The sequence below is a fragment of the Shewanella sp. 125m-7 genome, assembly GCF_052977045.1.
Genome location: NZ_JBRILQ010000016.1, coordinates 62,533 through 84,551, shown reverse-complemented (window position 1 = coordinate 84,551; position 22,019 = coordinate 62,533). Strand labels below are relative to the sequence as shown.

The following is a 22,019-nucleotide window of genomic DNA, read 5'->3' as shown; positions in this document are numbered from 1 at the left end:
TTGATAGTCCTATATTGATAGTCCTATATTGATAGTCCTATATTGATAGTCCTATATTGATAGTCCTATATTGATAGCACTAAATTGATAGTCCTATATTGATAGTCCTATATTGATAGTCCTATATTGATAGTCCTAAATTGATAGCACTAGATTTATGGTTATAACTTCATAAGCGTTTATTTATAAAAATGAAAAGGCCACTTTCTGCAGCAGAAAGTGGCCTTTTAGCATTAAAACTTATCGCTATTTAGCTAGAAAATGACGATTAGTCTTCGCTAGTTTCAATTAGATTATTAATCGCTTTTGAGATCAGATCTTTCTTCATCTGCGTTTTGGTCACTTTTTGATTAAACCAAAAGCTCATCGGCTGCTCAAAACCAATACCGTGCATATAGTTGTAAATCGCTTTACGCAGCCCCTCGCCGAGCATTTCATGATCTGTGCCCGTTGGATCTGTAAAGTCGACATCGTTTTCAGCAAATAAAATCTCAGGACGCTCGCAAAGCGTAATACCAAACTGCTCAGGATTAATACCGATAGGACTATGGATAGTCGCCACAAAACGGTGCCAGTATGCAGACTGAAAACACCCCTGACTCATCATCTGACGTACCATTTCCAGCGAATCAACCGTTTCTTGCTCCGTTTGAGTCGGAAAACCGTACATCAAATAAGCGTGAACCAATATGCCGGCATCACTAAAGGCTTTGGTGACTTGGGCAACGCGCTCAACGCTCACGCCTTTTTTCATCAGTTTCAACAGACGATCTGACGCCACCTCAAGGCCACCACTCACTGCGATACAGCCAGAATCAGCGAGTAACTGGCAACGCGCTTGGCTAAAGGTTCTCTCAAAACGAATGTTGCCCCACCAGCTGATCACGACATTGCGCTCAATTAAACGCTTAGCGAGTGTAAACAAAAGCTTTGGCGGTAACGCTTCATCGACAAAGTGGAAACCTGTCTCGCCAGTTTCTTCAATCAATTGCTCTATTCTATCCACCAACACATCGGCGCTAGCGGCATCAAAACGGTCGATATAATCTAAGCTGACATCACAAAAGCTACATTTACGCCAGTAACAGCCGTGGGCGATGGTAAGTTTATTCCAGCGTCCATCGCTCCAAATGCGGTGCATTGGGTTAAGCATTTCACACAAAGATAGATATTCACCTAATGGCAGGCCGTCATACACAGGTGCACCCACATCGGTTTGCGGGATATCGTGCAGCTCAGTGTTTTCGTTAAAGTGTACGTAAGGCTCGCCATTTTCATCCTCAGCAAGGAAATAGGTACGCACCAAATCATCAATCTCACGCTGTCCTTGGAAATATTCAAGCAAGGTAATAAATGGGCGCTCGCCATCATCAAGACAGATAAAATCAACAAACTCAAACACACGGGGATCTTTAAGCGCACGTAGCTCGGTGTTGATAAAACCGCCGCCCATTACAATAGGAAGCTCTGGATTGATGGCTTTACAGGTTTGTGCAATACGCAGCGCGCCCAGCATATTGCCCGGGAAAGGCACGGTTAATGCGACCACGCTAGGCTGGGTTTCTTCTAAATATTGCTCGACTAACTGTTCTAGAATTTCTGAGCTAAAACTTGGCTCGTCCATCAAGGTATCGTAAAGGTTATCAAAGCTTGGGTTGGCCGCAGCAAGCTTCTCGCCATAACGGCTCACCTCAAAGTAAGGATCAACCCCTTGAGTGATAACGTTCGATAAGTCGTTAATAAACAGCGTGGCTAAATATTTGGCTTTATCTTGTACACCAAGATTACCAAAAGCCGCTTGCAACACATCGCCAGATACCGCTTCCATCTGGGCAATCGTGTCAAACGCAGGGCCTTCAGGTAAAAAACGGCGCGAGTTAATACGCAGTGCAAGGCTGGGATCTTTTCCTTGTAAAAAGCGAATAGCAGGTTCAACGGCAAGGTGATAGCGGTCATACTCGGCTAGAAAATTGAAAATAACATCAGGCAGCTGATCGTCTTCAAAGTGCTCGTAGTTTTCTTCCACATGTTGACGAATAATCTCCAGCGCGGGCGCTGTCATCATCTCTAGGAAAAGCTCAATAGCAGGATCTCGCTGCACCGCCTCATAACCTCGAGAGCGTAAAAAACCCGTTAAATACGCTGTTGCCGGATAAGGCGTATTGAGCTGGGTCATAGGTGGAGTCATTAGAAGAACGGTCATAGCCTGCCTTTAAATAGTAAAACTTGAATACTCTGTTAGAAACTGAACGGTTTGATGCAACAGTCCATTGGAAAACGTATCGGTGACAACGGGACTGTGATAAGTCCGTAAAGTTGGCCTATGAAAGCCATCAGTGAAAACGGTCACTAAGCTTCCGTTACACCCGCCACTAAATAGCTTCAGTAAATGCCATCAGTTTATAAAGAGTGTGGCAGCAAAAAGCGCAGCCAAAAAAATAATGAGGGATTCTAGCAAATGTACTAAATAAAAACCCGAAAATTAGCGGGTGGCAGATGACTTTATCAACGGTTCTTTTTACGCTTTATCTAAAATTGTGTACCTCTTGGAATAATGGTGAAGCAAATCGCTTCCAGCGGAGGAATGTGCAGATACTGCAGAGGCTCGCCTCAAGTACGTCCCTGTAGACTCAACGAAATAAAAAACATCCTTGTTAAAAGGCCAGCTCGGTATCCAGACCTCTCGTTCAAGTGGCAAATTAACAGTGACATATATGGACGCTCCTGGCAAATTAACAGTGACACCCATGATTATTGGCTGGATTTTCAACCTCTGACTAAGCTTTAATAACCACAATCGAACAGAGGTTGTTATGGCCAGACCAAGAAGTACCTTAGTTAGCATGGAAGACACTCCTTTTTACCACTGCACATCTAGATGCGTGCGAAAATCCTGGCTAACAGGCGTCGATAAATATACGGGCCAGTCTTATGAGCATCGTCGTGATTGGGTTGAATCAAGGCTTCTTGAGTTAGCGAATGTATTTGCGATAGATGTTGCTGCATATGCGGTGATGTCTAATCACCTCCACTTGGTGCTGAGGGTGGATATTTTTGAAGCGAACAGTTGGTCAGATAGAGAGGTTGTAGAACATTGGCATCAACTGTTTAAAGGCACAGACATTACTCAAAAATTTGCCAAAGGTGACGTCATTGAAAGTGTTGAGGTGACGAGCCTAAAGCACTCCATTGCTTTGTTTCGCAGCAGATTAAGTGATATCTCATGGTTTATGCGGGCACTGAATGAGCCCATTGCTCGCATGGCTAATAAGGAAGATAACTGCACCGGTCGTTTCTGGGAAGGAAGGTTCAAATCTCAAGCCTTGCTTGATGAAGCGGCCGTGTTGGCTTGTATGGCTTATGTTGACCTCAATCCTGTTCGCGCAAAAATGGCTGAGACCCCAGAAACCTCAGACCACACGAGTATTCAGCTTAGAATTAAATCCGCCCTAAATGGTGAGCAACCCAGTACGTTACTGCCTTTTGTTGGTAACGAACGCAAGGATATGCCCAAAGGGCTGATGTTCAGTGCCAAAGATTACCTGCAACTGGTTGATGATACCGGGAGAGTAATTCGAAATGATAAGCGTGGAGCGATAAGTGCTACCTCTTTGACAATACTCCAAAGGCTTAATATTCCACAAGCAAACTGGATAAAGCTTACGAGTGATTTTAGTCGATTATTCAAAGGTCCAGTCGGCACGCTTGAAGAACTCGATGCGTACTGCGAACATCTAGAGCGTAAACGAAGACAAGGCGCCGCTAATTGTCGACGATGGTTAGATAGCGCTTAGCAAAGCCGCTTAATGGCCAAAACTCAATATTTAGAAAAAAGCTTCCGAACCTATGTTCGGCATTTTTGTTACTTGCTTACTGGTGAAATAGCCGAAATTTAAGTGATTGAAAACGGTTCTACGCTTAATGTTAGTGTACCACCACAGAAATATGGTTTTACGGCTTGGGACTGTATGTCAGTCACCCCGATTATTTTGTAGACTCTATTAAAGTGGAATAAATATGGATGGCCATGTTTTTTTCAATTAAAGTGGAATAAATATGGATGGCCATGTTGTTTTTCACCACGAAGCGCTGCGCTTTCACGAAGAATACGGAGATATAAATAAAGGACTCAAACGGTAAATGCTTAAACAATGACCAATCTCAAACTATTAAATAAATAGTACTGTCATGGTAAATAACAGCACTATGGGCATATAGATAAACAGAGTGATTCACATCACACTCTTTGCGCCCTGCTAATGAGAAAATATATCTCCTTACTCGCTAACCCTTTCAATTAATTTTATATGCATGCTACAACACCAAACAACGCCTCTTCATTCCAGGGAAATGCGCTTGCGGCTTTCTCATTTTTACTTTGGGGCTTGATGCCGCTCTATTATCACTTCCTTCCTGGTGCGAATATTAATGAATTATTGGCGTTTAGGATCTTGTTCTCAGTCCCTTTTATGATAGTGGTATTCCTACTTATGGGTCGCAAGATGCCTTCTATTTCACAGCTTAAAGCCGACAAAAAGTCTGTGCTGTTGTGTGGGTTGGCATCACTGATTATGTGCGTTTCTTGGTACAGCTTTACTTGGGCTATCACCCATGGACAAGTGCTTGCCGCCAGCTTAGGGTTTTTTATTAACCCACTTTTTGCTATCGGCTTGGGTGTACTGTTTCTTGGGGATAAATTAACTGCAGCACAAAAAATGGCGGTATTTTTGGGGTTCTGCGGTATCAGCTACATGGTCTATAGCTATGGAGAACTTCCATGGCTTGCACTCAGTATGGGCAGCTTTTTTGCGCTATACGGCTTGTGCAAAAAATTTATTCGCTTTGACTCACTGACCTCTGTCACTGTTGAAGCCGCTCTATTAATGCCATTTGCCGCGATCTATTTAGTCTGGTTGTGGAGTTCAGATCAAAGTGTGGCAATATCTTCAGCGTTATCAGGACAGACATCGGTATTGCTGCTGTATATTGGCTCAGCTCCTGTGACGTTAATGCCTCTAGTCTTCTTTGCGCTTGCCATCAGAGCAACAAGCCTTTCGATGATAGGGCTAATGCAATATATCGAACCTAGCTTGCAATTCCTTATTGCTGTTATTTTATTTAATGAAGTTTTTGATCAGGTTAAAGCGGTAAGTTTTGCCCTGATATGGACCGGGCTACTGTTATGTTCACTCGAGGCCCTTCCTGTGCTAAAAAATATGAAGCATAAGTATCGAGCCAGCAAACATCCAAGTTAGTGATACACGTTAGGCTGAACCGTAGCGATTAGCACTACGGTTCATCCACCAGCTTGTACCATCTTAATCTTAATCTAAATCACAGGAACGATGGCCTAAAGCCCAACCTAAACAAAGCAGCATTATCCGTCTCAGCTTATACCGTCTTAGCCCTAACCGTCTCAACTTTTCCTCGAACCTAGGTCCTAGAACCTAAGACCTGCTCTTCCTTCTTTTAAATCATATCTTTCTCTGTACGCTTTGCTCCCAAAACTGCTTCGACAAATTATGGGTCTTGGTCGATAGACGCGATACCTGCTCGCCCCGTTCTGTAGCATCCATCGTTTGCTCTAAGCTTTCTAATGACAGTTCACTGATCACCTGTATCGAGTGACTAATATCATTGGCTACGGTTGTTTGCTGTGTCATTGCACAGGCATTTTCATCACTCATCAGATTCATCTTGATTATTGACTCTCGCAACGCTTCAAAAGACTCATCGACTTGCTTAGCGAGTTCTACTGACTGCTCAGCCTTTTGTTGCCCTGCTGCCATTGTTATACCAGCCCTTTCAGTGCTGTCTCTAAATTTACTCACAATCGCTTCAATATGCGATGTCGACTCGCTAGTTCGGCTTGAAAGTTGACGCACTTCATCGGCAACGACGGCAAAGCCTCGTCCTGACTCCCCAGCTCTTGCGGCCTCAATGGCTGCATTTAATGCCAGCAGGTTTGTTTGCTCGGCAATGCCACGAATAACATCCAATACCTTATTAATATCTTGGCTATCTTGTTCGATAGATGCGACAACGGAGGCAAAATTGCCCACCTCTTCTTTAAGTTGATTGATAGAGTCGATAACGCGCACGAGTAACTCATGGCCTTTTTCAGCCGACTGGTTACTCATCGACATTTCACGAGCCGCATTATGAATGTTTTGGCTCACCTCATTAAAGCTGGCGCTCATCTCTTCCATTGCGGTTGCTGCTTGGCTCGTTTGTTGGCTCTGGCTATCTGCACGCTGGCGAGTATTGGCTATAGTGTCGTTTAAGCTTCCGCTTAAGGACTCAATAGCGCCTGCAGAATCTGCCATACGTCCAACCACACCACCGGTTTCGGTCAGTAGAAATTGCAGAGCAAAACTCACTTTACCGATTTCATCTTGTCGCCCAGTAAACACCCCTGTTGCTAATGGATCTTCAACCGTTTTGGTTGCCTGCGCCACCAAGAGATTAAAGGGTTTTAGGATTAGCTTAAGACCAACAACGGCAGCCCCGCCTACGACTATCGCTGCCATTACTGGCGAATAGCTAGCAAGTAGCACGGCACAACAAACAGACAACATTAACCATGCGTACAGTTTTGCGCTAAAACCTAACAAGGGTTTACGTAATGCTTGAGGCGTTTTACCCGCTTGAATCCCCTGATAGATCCCTTGGGCACGGCTTATTTGCTCTGGAGTGGCTTTACGGCGCACCGATTGGTACTCGTGGATCTTGCCGTTTTCATAGACGGGGGCGATATATGCATTCACCCAATAATGGTCACCGTTTTTGGTGCGATTTTTAACGATGCCGACCCATGGCTTACCTTGTTTAATTCGCTCCCAAAGTGATTTAAATGCTGCCTCTGGCATATCAGGATGGCGAACGACATTATGGGGCTGGCGTTGTAACTCATCGAAACTGTAGCCGCTAACCTGAATAAATCCTTCATTGGCGTATTTGATATTGCCATCGAGATTGGTGGTCGATAGCAAAATGCAATTATCGGTTAGGGTCTTTTCTGTTTGGGTAATCGGTTGGTTGTTTCGCATTATTTTAAGTCTTTTCGCGGATAAACATCAGCGATTATTCTGACAAAATAATATTCAAAAGGGATTGATTATTATCACGAAATTAAACAAGCACTTGGATAAATTCGGTTTAAGATCACAATCATGAGTTAAAGGGAAAGTCATGAGTTAGTCACCAATAGCAAAATCGATAAAAAACGTGTTCATTTCAGCTTGAAAGAGATATAGATGCACAGATTTAAAAAGCGCTAACCTAGATTAACGCCTTTTATTAACCAACATTATTGACCCGCAAGCTCAATAAAGGCGGCCGTGTACATCCTTAAATTCAGCATTAATTGATCGTAAGTAATAAACTCATTTTCACTGTGGCCAGTATATTCCACACCCGGCATAGTCGGGCCAAAACTCAGGGCATTAGGAAATAGTTTACTATTAGTCGAGCCACCAATGGCAACTGGCTTAGGATCTTTTACGCCAGAAAAGTGGCCAAACACATCGAGTAATGTCTCTACATGCGGTGCTCCTTCCATCACCATAGGTTTGCCCCAGTAGCTTTCAAGTTCAATCACTGATACCTGATGTTGTTGTTGCCACTGCGCCATAGCAGCCAATGTTTGCTGCTCAAGAAGCTCTGCAGTCTTGCCTTTTGGCCGTCTTAAGTTAATGGTTATTTCTGTGCCCTTATCCGTTTGTTTAACCACAGTAGGTGCTAAGGTCATCTCTCCCATAAAGTCATCTTTATATGCGATTTCACCAAATTGCTCTGCGTAAATCCCTAAACCAACCATTTCATCAATAAATGAATGGGTCAGCGCTGCGGTAGATTTTGGCCAGTGATATCCAGATAACAACCGGGCCAGATGGGTCACTGCGTTGACACCATCTTCAGGGGTTGATGAATGAGTAGACTTGCCATCTGCAAAAATAGTGACCCGTTCGCCTTTTGCTTGAAAGCGATAACTCATCCCCTTTTGAGCCAAAGACTCGGCTTCAAGTTTTGCTAACAGAGCGCTGTCAATATGAGCGAGTTCTGCACTTGCTTGTTGCGGGACCTGACTTGAAAAAGCGCCCCCTTTAAAGCTAATTAATTGTGGTGTTTTAGCGAGCGGATTAGCCATTGTTGGGATGGTAAATTTAATTTGACTCCAGCCTTTCTCGGCAGTCACAACCGGATATTGGGCATCAATGGTGATATTAATATCTGCAGGGGTATAGGTTTGTAAAAAGTCTCTCAGCGGCTGCCAATCAGACTCTTCAGCCATATAAACCATTAACTCTATGCGTTTGTTTAATTGGACATTGTTATCTTTAATCGACTTCATTGCGTACATAGCGGTAACGATGGGGCCTTTATCGTCCTCTGTACCTCGACCAATTAATTTACCCGGTTCTGATTGAGTATCCAATATATAGGGACTCTGTTGCCAAAGTGATGGTGTGGCCGGTTGTACATCGCCATGGGTGATAACGCCGAGTTTATCTTCGCTTTGGCCAAGCCCAATCAACACAAGATAACCATGGTCGCTATAATCTAAACCTAGCGCTTGGCTTAGTGATTTAAGTTCGCTTTTAAAGCCAATAAATTCTGGATTTGTATCGGGTGTTAACCCTGCTATCGCTTGAGTATTAAAGGCAACTAATGTCGCTAAATCGTCGACCATCTGGTTTGAATAGGTATCAACGGCATATTTAGCCACTTTTTCAGAAGCTGGTGTGACAGCCTGCGCGGCAGTAGAAAGTAATGCCAATGCCAGGAGCGGTATCAATAGGTAAGGTAAAGGTTTCATGGTATTCCATTTATTATTATCAATTAAACGTTAACGCTATTAATCCACAGCAGTTTGCCATAAAAATCCCCCATAAATGTGTAAAAAATCGCTAAACGCACGGTTTGTTACAAACAATACGGTTTTTTAATAGATTCACCCCATTAAAGCGTGATACTTAAAGAAGTTAACACCAACGCAATCTAATTGGCGATATTTTTAAACAAGTACATTCGGGGACATAAATATGAAGGGATTAACCCTCAAACCAGTCGTTACTGCAGTTGCTCTAGCTTTAGCACTTAGCGCATGTAGCGCTTCAACAACTAACACGAGCACTGATACACAAGTCGCTCCAAATGTTGTTGCACAGCAAATCATTGAAAGTAATGCCAGCAATCCATTTTTCAAGCCGTATGATACTTATTTCGGCATTCCTGATTTTTCTAAAATCAAACCTGAACATTATTTACCCGCTTTTAAAGCGGGTATTGCTCAGCACCAGGCCGAAATTCAGGTGATTATTGATAACCCTGAAAAGCCAAACTTTGCGAACACTATCGAGGCGATGGAGTTTTCAGGTAATTTGACCACTAAAGTGGCTAGCGTATTTTATAACCTAACGGGTGCAGATACTAATGAGCAGTTGCAGGCAATTTCTAAGGAAGTCTCGCCGATGCTGTCATCAGCCAGTGACGATATCTTGCTTAATGATGCCCTCTTTCAAAAAGTAAAAGCCGTTTATAACCAACGCGACAGCTTGTCTCTTAATGTTGCTCAGGCAAAACTGTTAGAAGACACATACAAGTCATTTACTCGTGGTGGCGCTAACTTGAGCGAAACAGACAAGACCCAGCTTAGAGCGCTTAACGAACAAATTGGCAAGCTAAGCCTAGAGTTTGGCGATAACCTACTCGCTGAAACCAACGCATTTGAGTTAGTGATTGATAGCAAAGCTGACTTAGCTGGCCTACCTGATGACGTGATAAATACCGCAGCACAAACCGCAACAAAACGTGGTCACGACGGCAAATGGGTATTTACCACTTCACGCCCATCGATTACCCCTTTCTTAACTTATGCTGATAACCGTGATCTGCGTGAAACCCTCTACAAGGGGTATGTTGAGCGTGGAAATAACGATAACGCTAATGACAACAAGAAGATTTTAGCGAAGATGGCGGCACTGCGTGCAGAACGTGCTCAGCTTATGGGTTACAAAACTCATGCACACTTTGTGCTTGAAGAGGGTACAGCACAAACACCTGAAAACGTCTATGACCTACTCAACAAAGTATGGCCAGCAGCATTGTCACAAGCAGAAGCTGAAGTGGCTGACATGCAAGCGCTTATCTACTCACAAGGCGATGAATTTAAAGTGGCTGGATGGGATTGGTGGTATTACTCAGATAAGATCCGCGTAGCTAAATACAGCTTTAATGAGCAGCAAACTCGGCCATACTTCTCTTTGGAAAGCACACTTCAAGGAGTGTTTTATACTGCAAATCGTCTATTTGGCATCACAGTAAAAGAGCGTACTGATCTACCTAAGTACCATGATGAAGTGCGAACTTGGGAAGTGTATGACAAAAATGGCGAGCTAATGGCTATCTTTATGGGTGACTACTTCGTTCGCGACAGCAAGCGTGGCGGTGCATGGATGAACTCATATCGCCAACAGTACAACATGGATGGCACTGACTCTATGCCAATCATCGTCAACGTACTTAACTACCCTCGCCCAGTCGGTGATGAGCCTGCATTGTTAACATTCGATGAAGCTAGCACGCTATTCCATGAGTTTGGCCATGCGCTGCACGGCATGATGTCGGACGTTGAGTATCGCTCACAAGCGGGTACCTCTGTACCACGGGACTATGTAGAGTTCCCGTCACAAGTGATGGAAAACTGGATGACACAACCAGAAGTATTAGCGCAATTTGCTAAGCACTACAAAACTGGCGAAGTGATCCCGCAAGAGCTAGTGGAGAAAATTCAAGCCGCAAGCAAGTTCAACCAAGGTTTTGCTACCGTTGAATATATGGCTGCGACTAAGCTTGATTTAGATTGGCACACAGTAACTGACTTCACGCCAAAAGATGCGGCTAAGTTTGAAGCCGATTCGTTAAACAAGATGGGACTCATCTCTGAGATAGCACCTCGCTATCGCAGTACTTACTTCTCACACATCTTCTCTGGCGGTTACTCTGCGGGTTACTACAGCTATATCTGGTCTGATATTTTAGGCGCCGATGCGTTTGAGGCCTTTAAAGAGAATGGTATTTTCGATAAAGCAACAGCGGATGCATTTAGAAATAACATTCTTTCTCAAGGCGGCAGTGAAGATCCTATGCAACTTTACAAGCAGTTCCGTGGTAAAGAAGCTGGCATTGACCCACTACTTCGCAGCCGTGGTCTTTTAGCTAAGTAACGCGTTAATGTTCAATAAAAAGACACGCATTTTGCGTGTCTTTTTTGTGCCATAAAAATGTCGTTCGCCATTATTTCTGCCAGCTGCAACATCTAAAAAACACCTTAAAAGCAGACGTTTAAACCACCAACAAGGCAACCAGCCAGTAGAACGTAGCGCAACAAATTGATACAAGCGAAACCCAGTCAAGATCACAAATCTCTCATCAATTATCTTTATACTCTGACCCCGCTAATAGTGAGTTATGCCAAAAATAAACCTATTAGTTTTTTGGGAAGGAGCACTCCTTCTCGGGGTCTAAACAAATATAAGAGTTATGGATATGTTAAATAAGAAAGTGCTAGCCGTTGTTATCGCTTCATCACTGGGACTCACTGGCTGTGATTGGCTCGATAATGATGATGACAATAATAAAGACAATACCATCAGCGTTCGCCTGATGGAGACGACTGACATCCACACCAACGTGATGCCGTACAATTACTTTGTCAGCGAAGAAGTCAACGAAACTAAGTTACCTGAATGGGGCTTAGCACGTACATCTTTGGTTATCGAAGCAACGCGTGATGAAGTTCAAAACAGCATGCTGTTTGATAATGGTGATTTAATCCAAGGTAGCCCAATGGGCGACTATATGGCGTCGCTGGGTACTGAGCACGTTAAAGAAAATACTCACCCTGTTTACAAAGCAATGAATGAATTGCAATACGATGCCGCTAACTTGGGTAACCATGAGTTTAACTACGGCCTAGAGTTCCTTGATGAGTCACTTAAAGGTTCAGACTTCCCTTATGTGAGCGCTAACGTATGGAAAGTTGATAACTCGCTAGAGAAAGTAAGCAATGCTGCACAAGAGTGTGAAGTTCGCATTACTGAAGAGTTCTACGACCAAGCTGAGCATAAGTATGAGCCATATGTGATCTTAGATCGTGAATTTAAGAGCAGTAACGGCGAGTCTTACTTAATTAAAGTGGGTGTAATTGGCTTTACCCCGCCAAACATTATGGGCTGGGATGCATCATTACTTAAATGTAATGTGATGGTGTCTGACATCAAGAAAACTGCTGAACATTATGTGCCTAAGATGAAAGCTGAAGGCGCAGACATTATTGTTGCGATTCCTCACTCAGGTCTAAATGACAATGACAATGAGTTTGCTGAAAACGCAACATTACACCTTGCCTATGTCGATAATATTGATGCAATCATGTTTGGCCACGATCATCGTGAATTCCCAAATACAACGGGTGAATACGGTGAAATCGAAGGTGTCGATGCTAAGCTTGGTCTAATTAATGGTGTTCCAGCTGTTATGCCTGGTTTCTGGGGCGCTAAGTTAGGTGTTATCGACTTAACCCTAACAACTAAAGATAACGGCGAAAGCTGGAGCGTTGACCATACTCAGTCAACTTCAGAGCTTCGTTCACTAGTACCAAACAGCTCTGACCCAATCATCGAAGACTTAGTGGCTAAAGAGCACCAAGGCACGATTGATTACATGTCTACATCTATTGCTTCAATCGATGTGAACATGAACAGTTTCTTCCCACAAGTGGTACCTGATTTATCTATTCAGGTTGTTAACGAAGCGCAACTGCACCAGTTAATGAAGTGGAAAGCTGAAGGTGAGTTTAAAGATGCTGCTGACGACGCTATCTTCTTGTCAGTTTCTGCACCTTTCAAGTCTGGCCGTAACGGTCCACAAGACTTTACCAACATCCAAGAAGGCGAGCTAACTAACGCATCTGTTGCTGATATCTATGTATTTGATAACAATACACCAGCTGTATTGAAGATGACGGGTTCTGATATGAAGAACTGGATTGAGTGGGTTAACTCAAACGCATACAACAGCCTACCTTTAGCAGCTGATGAACGCTTCCTAAATGAATCATTCCCAGGCTATAACTTTGACGTATTCTTTGGTGGTTTCAGCCAAGCTGGTGAAGGCCTACTGAAGTACACTGTAAACGTAGAAAACGAATCAAAGTACATCAAGATTAATGGCTTTGAGTATGAGACTACCACTAGTGAGCAGATTGACAGCCTAACTTATAACGGCGTTGAAATTGCTGATGATGCAGAAATCTATGTCATCACTAACAACTACCGCGCGTCTAACGTGAAAATGCCAGGTGTTGATAAAGCCGTTCTAGTTAAAGAAGAAGCGGCATTTAATAACCGTGAGTTAGTGCAATACTACCTAGAAGACTCGCTAGCAGACAACCAAGGTGATGCATCATTGGCCTTCCCGAATGCTGAAGTGTTTAAGCTTGTAGCACCAAACACAGACAGCGTTTGGTTTACCTCGGCAACACTTGATGAAGCGTTCCGCTGTGTTGACAGTGGCATCACAGGTCTTTCTACAGAGAAAGAAGAAGACACTAAAGCGGGTACTGAAGGCTTTACTAAGTTCAACTTTAACTTTGACTACAACGGTGAGTTCAACTGCGCGGCTAAAGCCAAGTAGTTAACACAAAGTAGCTAACACAAAGTGAATAAGGCGCCTTTAAAGTAAGTTAAATTAAAACTTAAATACAAGCTCTAATAAACTAAAAACCCTACTTAGCGATAAGTAGGGTTTTTTATACTCAATCACTAGGCGCTTCTTTTAGACTGAAACAAATGCTTAAGCTTTTAACTTAAGCCAGCCACTAGTTTGCGGGAAAAAACAATTGGTAGACCCAGCGTGCACCATAAAACCCTGCTGGAATGCCTGCGATAATGGCAACCATTAACGCAAAAAACTTCAGTCTCTTATGATTCAAGTCAGATAAAAGCGCTTCAATATCAGAATCATGCATCGATTCTTGAGACCTTACCTTATTAGGCTCCATGTCTATTCGACTCCTTGTCCTATTCATCACTTATTATGTAACAGTGTAAACCATATTAAGTTAACTGCAGATATAGATTTTAGTATAAGAATGTTTCTAAACATTCCATACTGAGTCAAACATCCATTGGTGTGTCTGGTCTAAAAAAGATAATGCAACGGCTAAAATAAGTGCTGATACAAAGCTGGGCAGCCAAGCTAATGCGTAAGCTAATACGTAAGCTAATACTTCAACGAACGACTGCTAATACGTAAAATCACGCCCGTGAACACGCCATAAGCACGCTTTATTTAGCCGGCGCAACGTGAAATCGACACTGTTTACTGACTTTGCTCAAGGTTATGCCCTCTGCTTGCAAGAGCTTTTGGGTCAATGTCTGTATTCGTGCAGTCTCACCGCTGCTGATCGCCCTATCCAATAAGATTTGTGACTCAAATATAAAACTTATCATCAAGCTGTCTGGCATTTTTGCAAAATTAACTTGGTGAGTCACCCACATAAACCCTGCAACTTGCTCCTTAGCGGCCTCACAAACCTGAGTCAGGATAATGCGAATCGTGTTATCAATTTTTTTATCGGTTTTTCTCAACTCAGTCTCCTTTCCCGCTGTAACGATTACTGACCTTGATTAATCGCTATCAGTTTCTTAATAAAGGCTTTTAGAGCGTCTTTAGAGTCGAAGCTAAAGGCTAACCCATAGTGAATACCATTCACGCTCTTTTGCACTCGTTTAGGGAATCGCGTCATCTCAGAGTAATGACAATACTGGTCTTTGGCATTCACGCCTTCAATCGCGCTAAAGTCAGCTTTAAACACTTCATAAGCGGGACGGATCACCAGTTGTGCTTGTTTGCCATCCACATACAGATAAAACGGTTCTTTCAACTTAGGAAGCATGTACTCGGTAACTTTCTTGATTGAAAAATTAGTTCTGCACTCAAGTTCACTCAAGAGTGAAACGATCTCATTTTGTTCTATAGCCAAAATAATGCCTGTTAACCTCAAAATTGTGCTTAGATATTAACGCTTTTTATCTACAACGCCTAAGGGTTATTGCGGGGGATATTGTGTGTTAACAGCATGATTTATTGAGCAGAGCGCTTTCTTAAGCAAATCATTGAATTTAGTTAATAGACGCGGTAAAACAGTAAGCCTAATTCGATAACTAAGCATCAACAGTGAGCTCATTACCTTACTCTCAATCTTGTGAAAACAATAAAACAGCTATAGGTGCAGTGTTAGAGCATAGCTTTAGCCAAGCCAGCCAAGTACTCGAAATTGGCAGTGGCACGGGGCAGCATGCGGTCTACTTTGCCAAGCTCTTGCCCCATGTCACCTGGCAAACCAGCGATCAACTCTGTTATCACGCAGGGATCAATGCCTGGTTAACCCAAGAACCAAGCGACAATTTACACGCCCCATTGGTACTTGATGTCACACAAGATTGGCCAATAGATAAACGCGAAAAGGGCCAGATTGATGCAGTGTTTACCGCCAATACCTTGCATATTATGGCTAAGTCTATGGTCGAAGATTTATTTGACGGACTAGGGAAGCATTTGGCGCTTAACGGACAATTTTGCGTTTATGGCCCGTTTAACTATCACAGACAATACAGCAGCGACAGTAATCGCAACTTCGATCAGTGGTTGTTTGAGCAAAACCCACAAAGCGCAATTCGAGATATTGAATGGATTATTGAACTCGCAGCAAAACAGGGGCTAGTGTTAATCACTGATTACCCCATGCCTGCTAATAACCGTCTGCTGCATTTTGAAAAGCAAAGCTAACGCGTTAATAAGCTTTAAGCCACCAGCTTTGCCGCTAATATCTGGCGAAGTTCGCACAAAGAGCCCACTTGATAATGCGGGTTAATACCGTCAGGCTTCTCTGCTCCATTGCTATTAAGCCAACAGGTATGAAGACCCGCATTAATGCCGCCTAAGATATCTGAATGCGGGTTATCACCCACCATCAGTACAGAGTCCTTATCGGGATTGCCCATCAACTGCAATGCATGATTAAAGATCCCCACATCCGGTTTAGCTACGCCAACCTCTTCAGAGATCACCAAAGGCGAAAAACGATCAGCTAAGCCCACTTTTTCTAAACGTATGGTTTGTAATTGGGTAAATCCATTGGTAATAATCCCCATATTGACGCGCCCCGTTAGCGAGTCAATTAACGCTTGAGCACCTGGTAGCAGCTGACAAATTTCAGCCATTGCAGCAAGAAAATCATTATTAAGTCTTTGTGTTGAAACGGTGAGCTTGTCTGCCCATGATTCAAAACGAATATTCTGCAACTCTTGAGCGGTTAACTTACCGTCTTGATAGTCAACCCAAAGCGGTTGATTTACCGTTTGATACTGAAGGAAGTCTTGACGGGTAAAATCCACATCAAAACGGGAGAACATTAATTGTAAGCCTTGAAAAGCATCAAAGTGAAACAAGGTCTCGTCTGCGTCAAAAAGTACCCATTTATACTGCATGTTTATCCTATTAAATGAATACAGCCATCGCTGCTAAATACTGTTGTGAATACTGCAATCAATTGTGAATATTGCAATCAATTGAAAAGTGCAGTCGGTAAAGTGCGGCAAGATTAGCGCAGTAGCGGTGCTGTTGTCTAATCGCAATCACTATCTCAGTCACTATCGCAAGCCTAATAAAAGGTGATCGACTTAGCGTATTTTTTGACAAACTAATCTACGGCGAAGGGATGAGGATTGGTTATACCAATCAGTATAAAGATTTGGTCGCTCAGCGAGAGTTTAGCGGCACTGAGACAAGGCAACGAGTGAAGAGCATAGTAATTCTACGTTTAAGCTCCCTCTTGTTCCATAAGATTCACAGTATCAGAGCCGCTAAAACTCGCCATTCTGGAGCGTTTTTGGCTGCCTACTTCTGCGTTGAACAACTTCACAAGGGAGCAACCATTCTTTCAGTTATTCGCCTTGAATTAGTTTGCCCAAAAACGTTCTGAGTAGATCAACTTCTTATACTGACTGGTATTATTGTGAGGTTATTCAATCTAGACCTTGATATCGAAAACACTCCTTCCCGCTATGGCAGTCAGGAGTGCTCCGTTAAAGCCATTTTACGCGTTAAAAACGCACTGTCATCAAAGGCCATAATACCTTCACTTGCCGCTTGAATTTGCTTACGTAAGCTCCGAGTCTGCACTGCCCAGTAGTTCATATAAAATTGCGCTGTGCTCAACTTATCTTGATAAAATGTACTTTCATCAGTACCACTGGCTAAAGCTTGTAACGCCTTCTCGGCTGTTCGAGTCCACATCCATGCTAACGCTGTTATACCCAATATTTGCATATAAGCCATAGACGCCGCGCCAATTATATCGGGATTTTTTGGCGCATTCGCGGCTATGTAGCCCGTGGCTTTTTCAAGATCGCCCGCTGCATCCATCAAGCCGGTAATATAAGGCTTCATCGCATCATTAGACATATTATGCTGAATAAGGCCTTTAACCTGCTCAGACCATGCCTGCAAGGTGGCGCCTTTATCTGATAGTATTTTTCGCCCGACAAGATCAAGCGCCTGCACACCATTGGTGCCTTCATAGATCATCGCAATACGGCTATCACGCACAAACTGCTCCATGCCCCATTCGTGAATATAACCGTGCCCGCCAAAGACTTGTTGAGCGTCAACACACGCCTTAAAACCTTGATCAGTAACAAAACCTTTCACTATTGGAGTAAACAATGCTGCAAGCTTTGACGCCGCTTTAGCTTGCTCAGGGTCTTGGTGTCTCTCGGCTTCATCAAGCCAAAGTGCTTGCTGCCCCATCAATGCTCGAGTGCCTTCGTTAAAGGCTTTTTGTGACAACAACATTCGGCGAATATCACCATGCACCAAGATGGAGTCTGCAGCCTGTTCTGGCTGTTTCGCGCCACTGAGTGCTCGCCCTTGAACACGATCTTTGGCATAAGCTAATGCATTTTGATAGGCGATTTCAGATACGCCCAAACCTTGCACCCCAACGCCAAGCCTTGCTTGGTTCATCATGGTGAACATAGCTCGCAGCCCTTGATGCGGCTCGCCGACGAGTTCACCAATCGCCCCATCAAAATTCATTACACAGGTCGAGTTACCATGGATCCCCATTTTATGCTCAAGGCTTGATGCGCAAAGTTTATTGAGTTCACCTAAACTACCATCGTCATTAATCATAACCTTAGGCACGACAAACAAAGAGATCCCTTTTACGCCCTCCGGCGCATCGGGAAGCTTGGCTAAAACCAAGTGAACGATATTGTCAGTTAAGTCGTGATCGCCTGACGAGATAAAAATCTTTTCACCAGTGATCGAGTAGCTATCATTGCCTACAGGCAGTGCTTTAGTTCGTAGCAGTGCTAAGTCTGTGCCCGCGTGAGATTCGGTTAGATTCATGGTACCGGTCCACTCACCACTCACCAGCTTTTCTAAGTATTTAGCTTTTAATACATCACTACCATGAGCGTGAATAGCAGCATAAGCCCCATGAGTAAGTCCTGGGTACATAGCAAATGCCATATTGGTAGCCGTTTTCATTTCAGTGGCGAAAACGCCTACGACCTCGGGTAAACCTTGGCCACCATACTCAGGATCGCAGGTTAACGTTGCCCATCCATTATCCACATACTGCTGATAAGCATCGATAAAGCCTTTAGGTGTGACCACTTTACCATCAACCAAGCGGCAGCCTTCCACATCCCCACTGCCATTTAATGGAAGCATAATATCAGTGGTAAAGTCTGCGACGCCTTGCAGAACGGCATCAATCAATTCCGGGTCAAATTCATCAAAGCCAGTTAGGTTTTCTTGTTGATAAACATTGAGAAGTTCGCCTAGAACAAATTGATAGTCTCGTATTGGCGCTTGGTAAATAGGCATAATGTCGTCCCTTTCATCTCTTATTAATAGTTATTAGTAATGGTCGGTGCTCTGACCACCATAACTAAGTTTGACCAAAAACTCAGCAACAATATGACTTTGTTTGTTCAACAGAACAGCATTACCGTAAATACAGTCAAAAGAATGCTTATCTCGATATTGAAAAACGGGTAAGCTAAATCAAATAATCGTGCTAACGCTTTGAAAGGACACCACCTCATGGGTTCAGTCACCACTAATAAACATGCTAATGGTTTGGAATATGTAGACGTCAACACCCCCTTGTGTAAGGCCAGAATTTTTATGCAAGGCGCACAAATTGACTACTTCGAGCCTGTAGGCAAAAAGCCATTACTTTGGGTGTCCGGCGCCGACGACTATGAACCAGGTAATGGTATTCGGGGCGGTATTCCAGTGTGTTGGCCTTGGTTTGGTATGAGTGATAACCCAGACTTTCCTCAGCACGGATTTGCTCGTACCCGTATTTGGTCACTTGAATCGGTACAGATGCGCAATCAATTGGTTGATTTAAAGTTTACCTTGAAAATTAGTGACGAAGATAAACTCTATTGGCCACACAACACCGAAGTCACAATGCTATTTACGTTAGGTGATACTTTGTCGGTAAGTCTAGTCAACACCAATCATGGTGATTACGATGTCAGTCTAACTCAGGCGTTGCACAGCTATTTTCCAATACGCGATATTCATCAATTAAAAGCGACAGGCTTTAGTGCGTCTAAGTATATTGAATTTGCTAAAGGCCCCTTCCCACAAGAAGGTGATAGCGTTGATTTTACCCGTGAAACTGACCGGGTTTATACAGATTTAAGCGAGTGCCAGCAGCTACATACACCAGATGGTGTAATTGAAGTGCGCCGCGAAAACAGCAAGAGCGCCGTGCTTTGGAACCCTTGGATAGAGAAGTCTGAGCGTTTATCTCGATTCAACAGTGATGACTATCTGACGATGGTATGTTTAGAAGCGGCAAATGTATTAGAAGATAAAGTGATATTGGCGCCTAACGAGAGCCATACATTGACAACCCATATCGCTTGGAAAGCGTAAACGTTTAACATGAGAAGGTCTAACCACAGATCTTCTCTCTTACTTACGCTCATACTTCTCAATGAGTCCGTAGCCCCTATTGAGTTCTGAGTTAATAAACCTATTGAATTCATAATCCTATTGAATTCATAATCCTGCTGAATTCATATTCCTGCTGAGTTTATAGCCCTCACTTTGCTCACGCTATTATTCATATTCAAACTCAGACACAGACACAGACACAGACACTGACACTGACACTGACACTGACACTTCACAGTGACCATTACACAAACACCGAAACACAACAAAGAAGCCCCTAATACAGCGAACAAAATCATAGTCTACACTCTAACTCGAAGGCTGATGCGCTCTGGCATAAGCCTCATACAATAGAGGTGACATTATGTTTCTGAAAAATTTAGCATTGATCGCTCTTGCGTTATCAATAGCCCCAATAGCTCAGGCAGATGCTGCAAAAGGGACAAAAGCTAAAGATATGACTTGTGCTCAATTTTTAGAGGTTGATTATGAAACCATCCCCGTCGTTGTTGGCTACTTATATAGTTACAATGAATCAACGGGAGATTTTGATATGATTGAAATCGATGCACTTGATGATGTCGATGTTGATGATATTATTGATTTTTGCCAAAAGAACCCAACAGCTAAAGCCAGTGCTGCCGTCAAAAAAACTAAATAAAATGAATAAGTCTGGATGCATTTATTCACGCAGTTGCACATCCAGACTTTTCAGTCTCTTGCCTGTATCAAATACACTGAAACTATTGATACACAATCTAAAATAATACCCAAGCAGACCAGCCTATGTCGCAAAATAATGCTAACCCGTTTGGAACGTCCTAGTGCTAACAGTCCCAAACAAGGATGATTGGATCCGTGGCACTGTCTATGCCCTAGCTATGGGGACGCCATTTTTGTTACAACAATGGCTTTCCCTACAAATATCTGCATTTATTGCACTTGGGGCCATGTTTACATTACGACTCGATCCCCGCAGTAATCCCAAATATCAACTCGTAGCAATGGTTGGTGGGATGGTATTAATAATCCTATCTGCGATGCTTGGAACACTATTAGTCAAACACCATAACCTGGCGATTACCGCACTTCTCATTATCAGTTTTATTGCGGGTCAACCTACACCCGAGCAGAGTTACTTTAGTTTATTAGGGAAGTTTGTCGCTGCCGCCTTAATGCTTGAAGAAATGGGTTTCTCTGCGACATTCAATACCGCGCTAGCCTACCTTTTCGGCGCTATGCTGGCCTTTATGCTAACCCTGATGCAAACCCGGTTTTTACCTACTCAAGCGAAAAGTTGGTCTCCTGCTAATGAATGGCGCGAACTTAGATCTGGTCATTTAAATGGTCCTCTCTATGGATTGACCCTACCAATCACTATCCTAGCAGCAATGTTAACGGCTGACTGGCTAAACGTACAACATGCATCGTGGGTGGGGATAACGGTCCTGTTTGTTATGCATGTAGATGTGGCAAATGCTTGGAAAAAAGTCTGGATGCGAGTTACAGGCACCTTGCTCGGAGTCATCTGTGCTTATATTGGTGTCGTCTACTTACCAGGTTGGAGCTTACCTTTAATTATTATGACTCTAGCATTTTTTATACCCACCTTTTTACGACAAAACTATCTACTTTTTAGCGGGTTAATGACGTTATTGATATTACTGATTGTCGATTTGATCATGTCACAACAAGGAGGAGATAGATTTCTGATCCGTTGGCGCTTTATAGATACTCTGATCGGTTGTGTTTGGGTCGCAATCAGCTTGTTCTTGCTCAATTTAGGAAAAAAATGGTGGCCTAATAAACCAAAGGATAATTAGGCCAGCATTTAGGTGTTTCTTAGTGAGCAGCTATAGCAAATCTTTAATATTAGAGAATATTCAACATTAGCTAATCACACGCTGCACACCTAGCGTCGACACCAGCATCAAGCTGTTCATCCACTTCATGGAACCGCATTGAAA

At 43.2% G+C, this 22,019-nt stretch carries 16 protein-coding genes; 8 read left to right on the top strand and 8 right to left on the bottom strand.

The window, feature by feature from the left end:
- Positions 1 to 268: 268 nt before the first annotated feature.
- Complete coding sequence (locus tag ACVBIL_RS09840) at positions 269 to 2,203, bottom strand: B12-binding domain-containing radical SAM protein (protein ID WP_447166800.1); 1,935 nt, start codon at positions 2,201 to 2,203, stop codon at positions 269 to 271.
- Positions 2,204 to 2,813: 610 nt separating this feature from the next.
- Here ACVBIL_RS09840 and ACVBIL_RS09835 point away from each other — a divergent pair.
- Both ACVBIL_RS09835 and rarD read left to right on the top strand, forming a co-directional pair.
- Positions 2,814 to 3,794 (top strand): transposase, encoded by a 981-nt coding sequence (locus ACVBIL_RS09835; protein WP_447166799.1) that lies wholly within the window; start codon positions 2,814 to 2,816, stop codon positions 3,792 to 3,794.
- A gap of 513 nt (positions 3,795 to 4,307) precedes the next feature.
- Positions 4,308 to 5,255, top strand: coding sequence for an EamA family transporter RarD (gene rarD, locus ACVBIL_RS09830; protein WP_447166798.1), 948 nt, complete (start codon positions 4,308 to 4,310; stop codon positions 5,253 to 5,255).
- A gap of 219 nt (positions 5,256 to 5,474) precedes the next feature.
- On the opposite strand, the gene ACVBIL_RS09825 is transcribed toward rarD, so the two are convergent.
- Together ACVBIL_RS09825 and ACVBIL_RS09820 are read right to left on the bottom strand one after the other, a co-directional pair.
- Positions 5,475 to 7,049: a methyl-accepting chemotaxis protein gene (locus ACVBIL_RS09825; RefSeq protein ID WP_447166797.1), complete on the bottom strand. Its 1,575-nt coding sequence runs from the start codon at positions 7,047 to 7,049 to the stop codon at positions 5,475 to 5,477.
- Between the two features lie 260 nt (positions 7,050 to 7,309).
- Entirely contained in the window at positions 7,310 to 8,818 is a 1,509-nt protein-coding gene (locus ACVBIL_RS09820) for a dipeptidase (protein ID WP_447166796.1), read from the bottom strand.
- A 226-nt stretch (positions 8,819 to 9,044) separates the two neighbouring features.
- Here ACVBIL_RS09820 and ACVBIL_RS09815 point away from each other — a divergent pair, with 226 nt between their 5' ends.
- Positions 9,045 to 11,228: a M3 family metallopeptidase gene (locus ACVBIL_RS09815; RefSeq protein ID WP_447166795.1), complete on the top strand. Its 2,184-nt coding sequence runs from the start codon at positions 9,045 to 9,047 to the stop codon at positions 11,226 to 11,228.
- A gap of 322 nt (positions 11,229 to 11,550) precedes the next feature.
- A complete protein-coding gene (locus ACVBIL_RS09810) occupies positions 11,551 to 13,698 on the top strand; it encodes a bifunctional 2',3'-cyclic-nucleotide 2'-phosphodiesterase/3'-nucleotidase (RefSeq protein WP_447166794.1) in 2,148 nt (715 codons plus the stop codon).
- A 184-nt stretch (positions 13,699 to 13,882) separates the two neighbouring features.
- Here the strand turns inward: ACVBIL_RS09810 and ACVBIL_RS09805 are convergent, their stop codons facing one another.
- The 3 genes from ACVBIL_RS09805 to ACVBIL_RS09795 form a co-directional block, all read right to left on the bottom strand.
- On the bottom strand, positions 13,883 to 14,065 hold the full coding sequence (locus tag ACVBIL_RS09805; RefSeq protein ID WP_447162868.1) for a hypothetical protein: 183 nt from the start codon (positions 14,063 to 14,065) through the stop codon (positions 13,883 to 13,885).
- Positions 14,066 to 14,351: 286 nt separating this feature from the next.
- Positions 14,352 to 14,654 (bottom strand): Fis family transcriptional regulator, encoded by a 303-nt coding sequence (locus ACVBIL_RS09800; RefSeq protein ID WP_447166793.1) that lies wholly within the window; start codon positions 14,652 to 14,654, stop codon positions 14,352 to 14,354.
- 26 nt (positions 14,655 to 14,680) lie between these two features.
- A complete protein-coding gene (locus ACVBIL_RS09795) occupies positions 14,681 to 15,049 on the bottom strand; it encodes a hypothetical protein (RefSeq protein WP_447166792.1) in 369 nt (122 codons plus the stop codon).
- A gap of 194 nt (positions 15,050 to 15,243) precedes the next feature.
- Between ACVBIL_RS09795 and ACVBIL_RS09790 the strand changes: the two genes are divergently transcribed.
- Entirely contained in the window at positions 15,244 to 15,855 is a 612-nt protein-coding gene (locus ACVBIL_RS09790; protein ID WP_447166791.1) for a DUF938 domain-containing protein, read from the top strand.
- A 14-nt stretch (positions 15,856 to 15,869) separates the two neighbouring features.
- Here ACVBIL_RS09790 and yjjG read toward each other — a convergent pair whose 3' ends face one another.
- Both yjjG and ACVBIL_RS09780 read right to left on the bottom strand, forming a co-directional pair.
- Positions 15,870 to 16,556: a pyrimidine 5'-nucleotidase gene (gene yjjG, locus ACVBIL_RS09785; RefSeq protein ID WP_447166790.1), complete on the bottom strand. Its 687-nt coding sequence runs from the start codon at positions 16,554 to 16,556 to the stop codon at positions 15,870 to 15,872.
- Between the two features lie 583 nt (positions 16,557 to 17,139).
- Positions 17,140 to 18,963 carry an acyl-CoA dehydrogenase C-terminal domain-containing protein gene (locus ACVBIL_RS09780; RefSeq protein ID WP_447166789.1) on the bottom strand — a complete coding sequence of 608 codons (1,824 nt, stop codon included), beginning with the start codon at positions 18,961 to 18,963 and terminating at the stop codon, positions 17,140 to 17,142.
- A 219-nt stretch (positions 18,964 to 19,182) separates the two neighbouring features.
- Between ACVBIL_RS09780 and ACVBIL_RS09775 the strand changes: the two genes are divergently transcribed.
- The 3 genes from ACVBIL_RS09775 (at position 19,183) to ACVBIL_RS09765 (ending at position 21,875) form a co-directional block, all read left to right on the top strand.
- Positions 19,183 to 20,031, top strand: a complete 849-nt coding sequence (locus ACVBIL_RS09775) for a D-hexose-6-phosphate mutarotase (protein WP_447166788.1) — start codon at positions 19,183 to 19,185, stop codon at positions 20,029 to 20,031.
- Between the two features lie 385 nt (positions 20,032 to 20,416).
- Positions 20,417 to 20,713, top strand: a complete 297-nt coding sequence (locus ACVBIL_RS09770; RefSeq protein WP_447166787.1) for an HdeA/HdeB family chaperone — start codon at positions 20,417 to 20,419, stop codon at positions 20,711 to 20,713.
- Positions 20,714 to 20,876: 163 nt separating this feature from the next.
- The gene (locus ACVBIL_RS09765; RefSeq protein WP_447166786.1) at positions 20,877 to 21,875 is read left to right on the top strand and encodes an FUSC family protein; all 999 of its coding nucleotides are present in this window, start codon (positions 20,877 to 20,879) and stop codon (positions 21,873 to 21,875) included.
- Positions 21,876 to 22,019 lie beyond the last annotated feature (144 nt).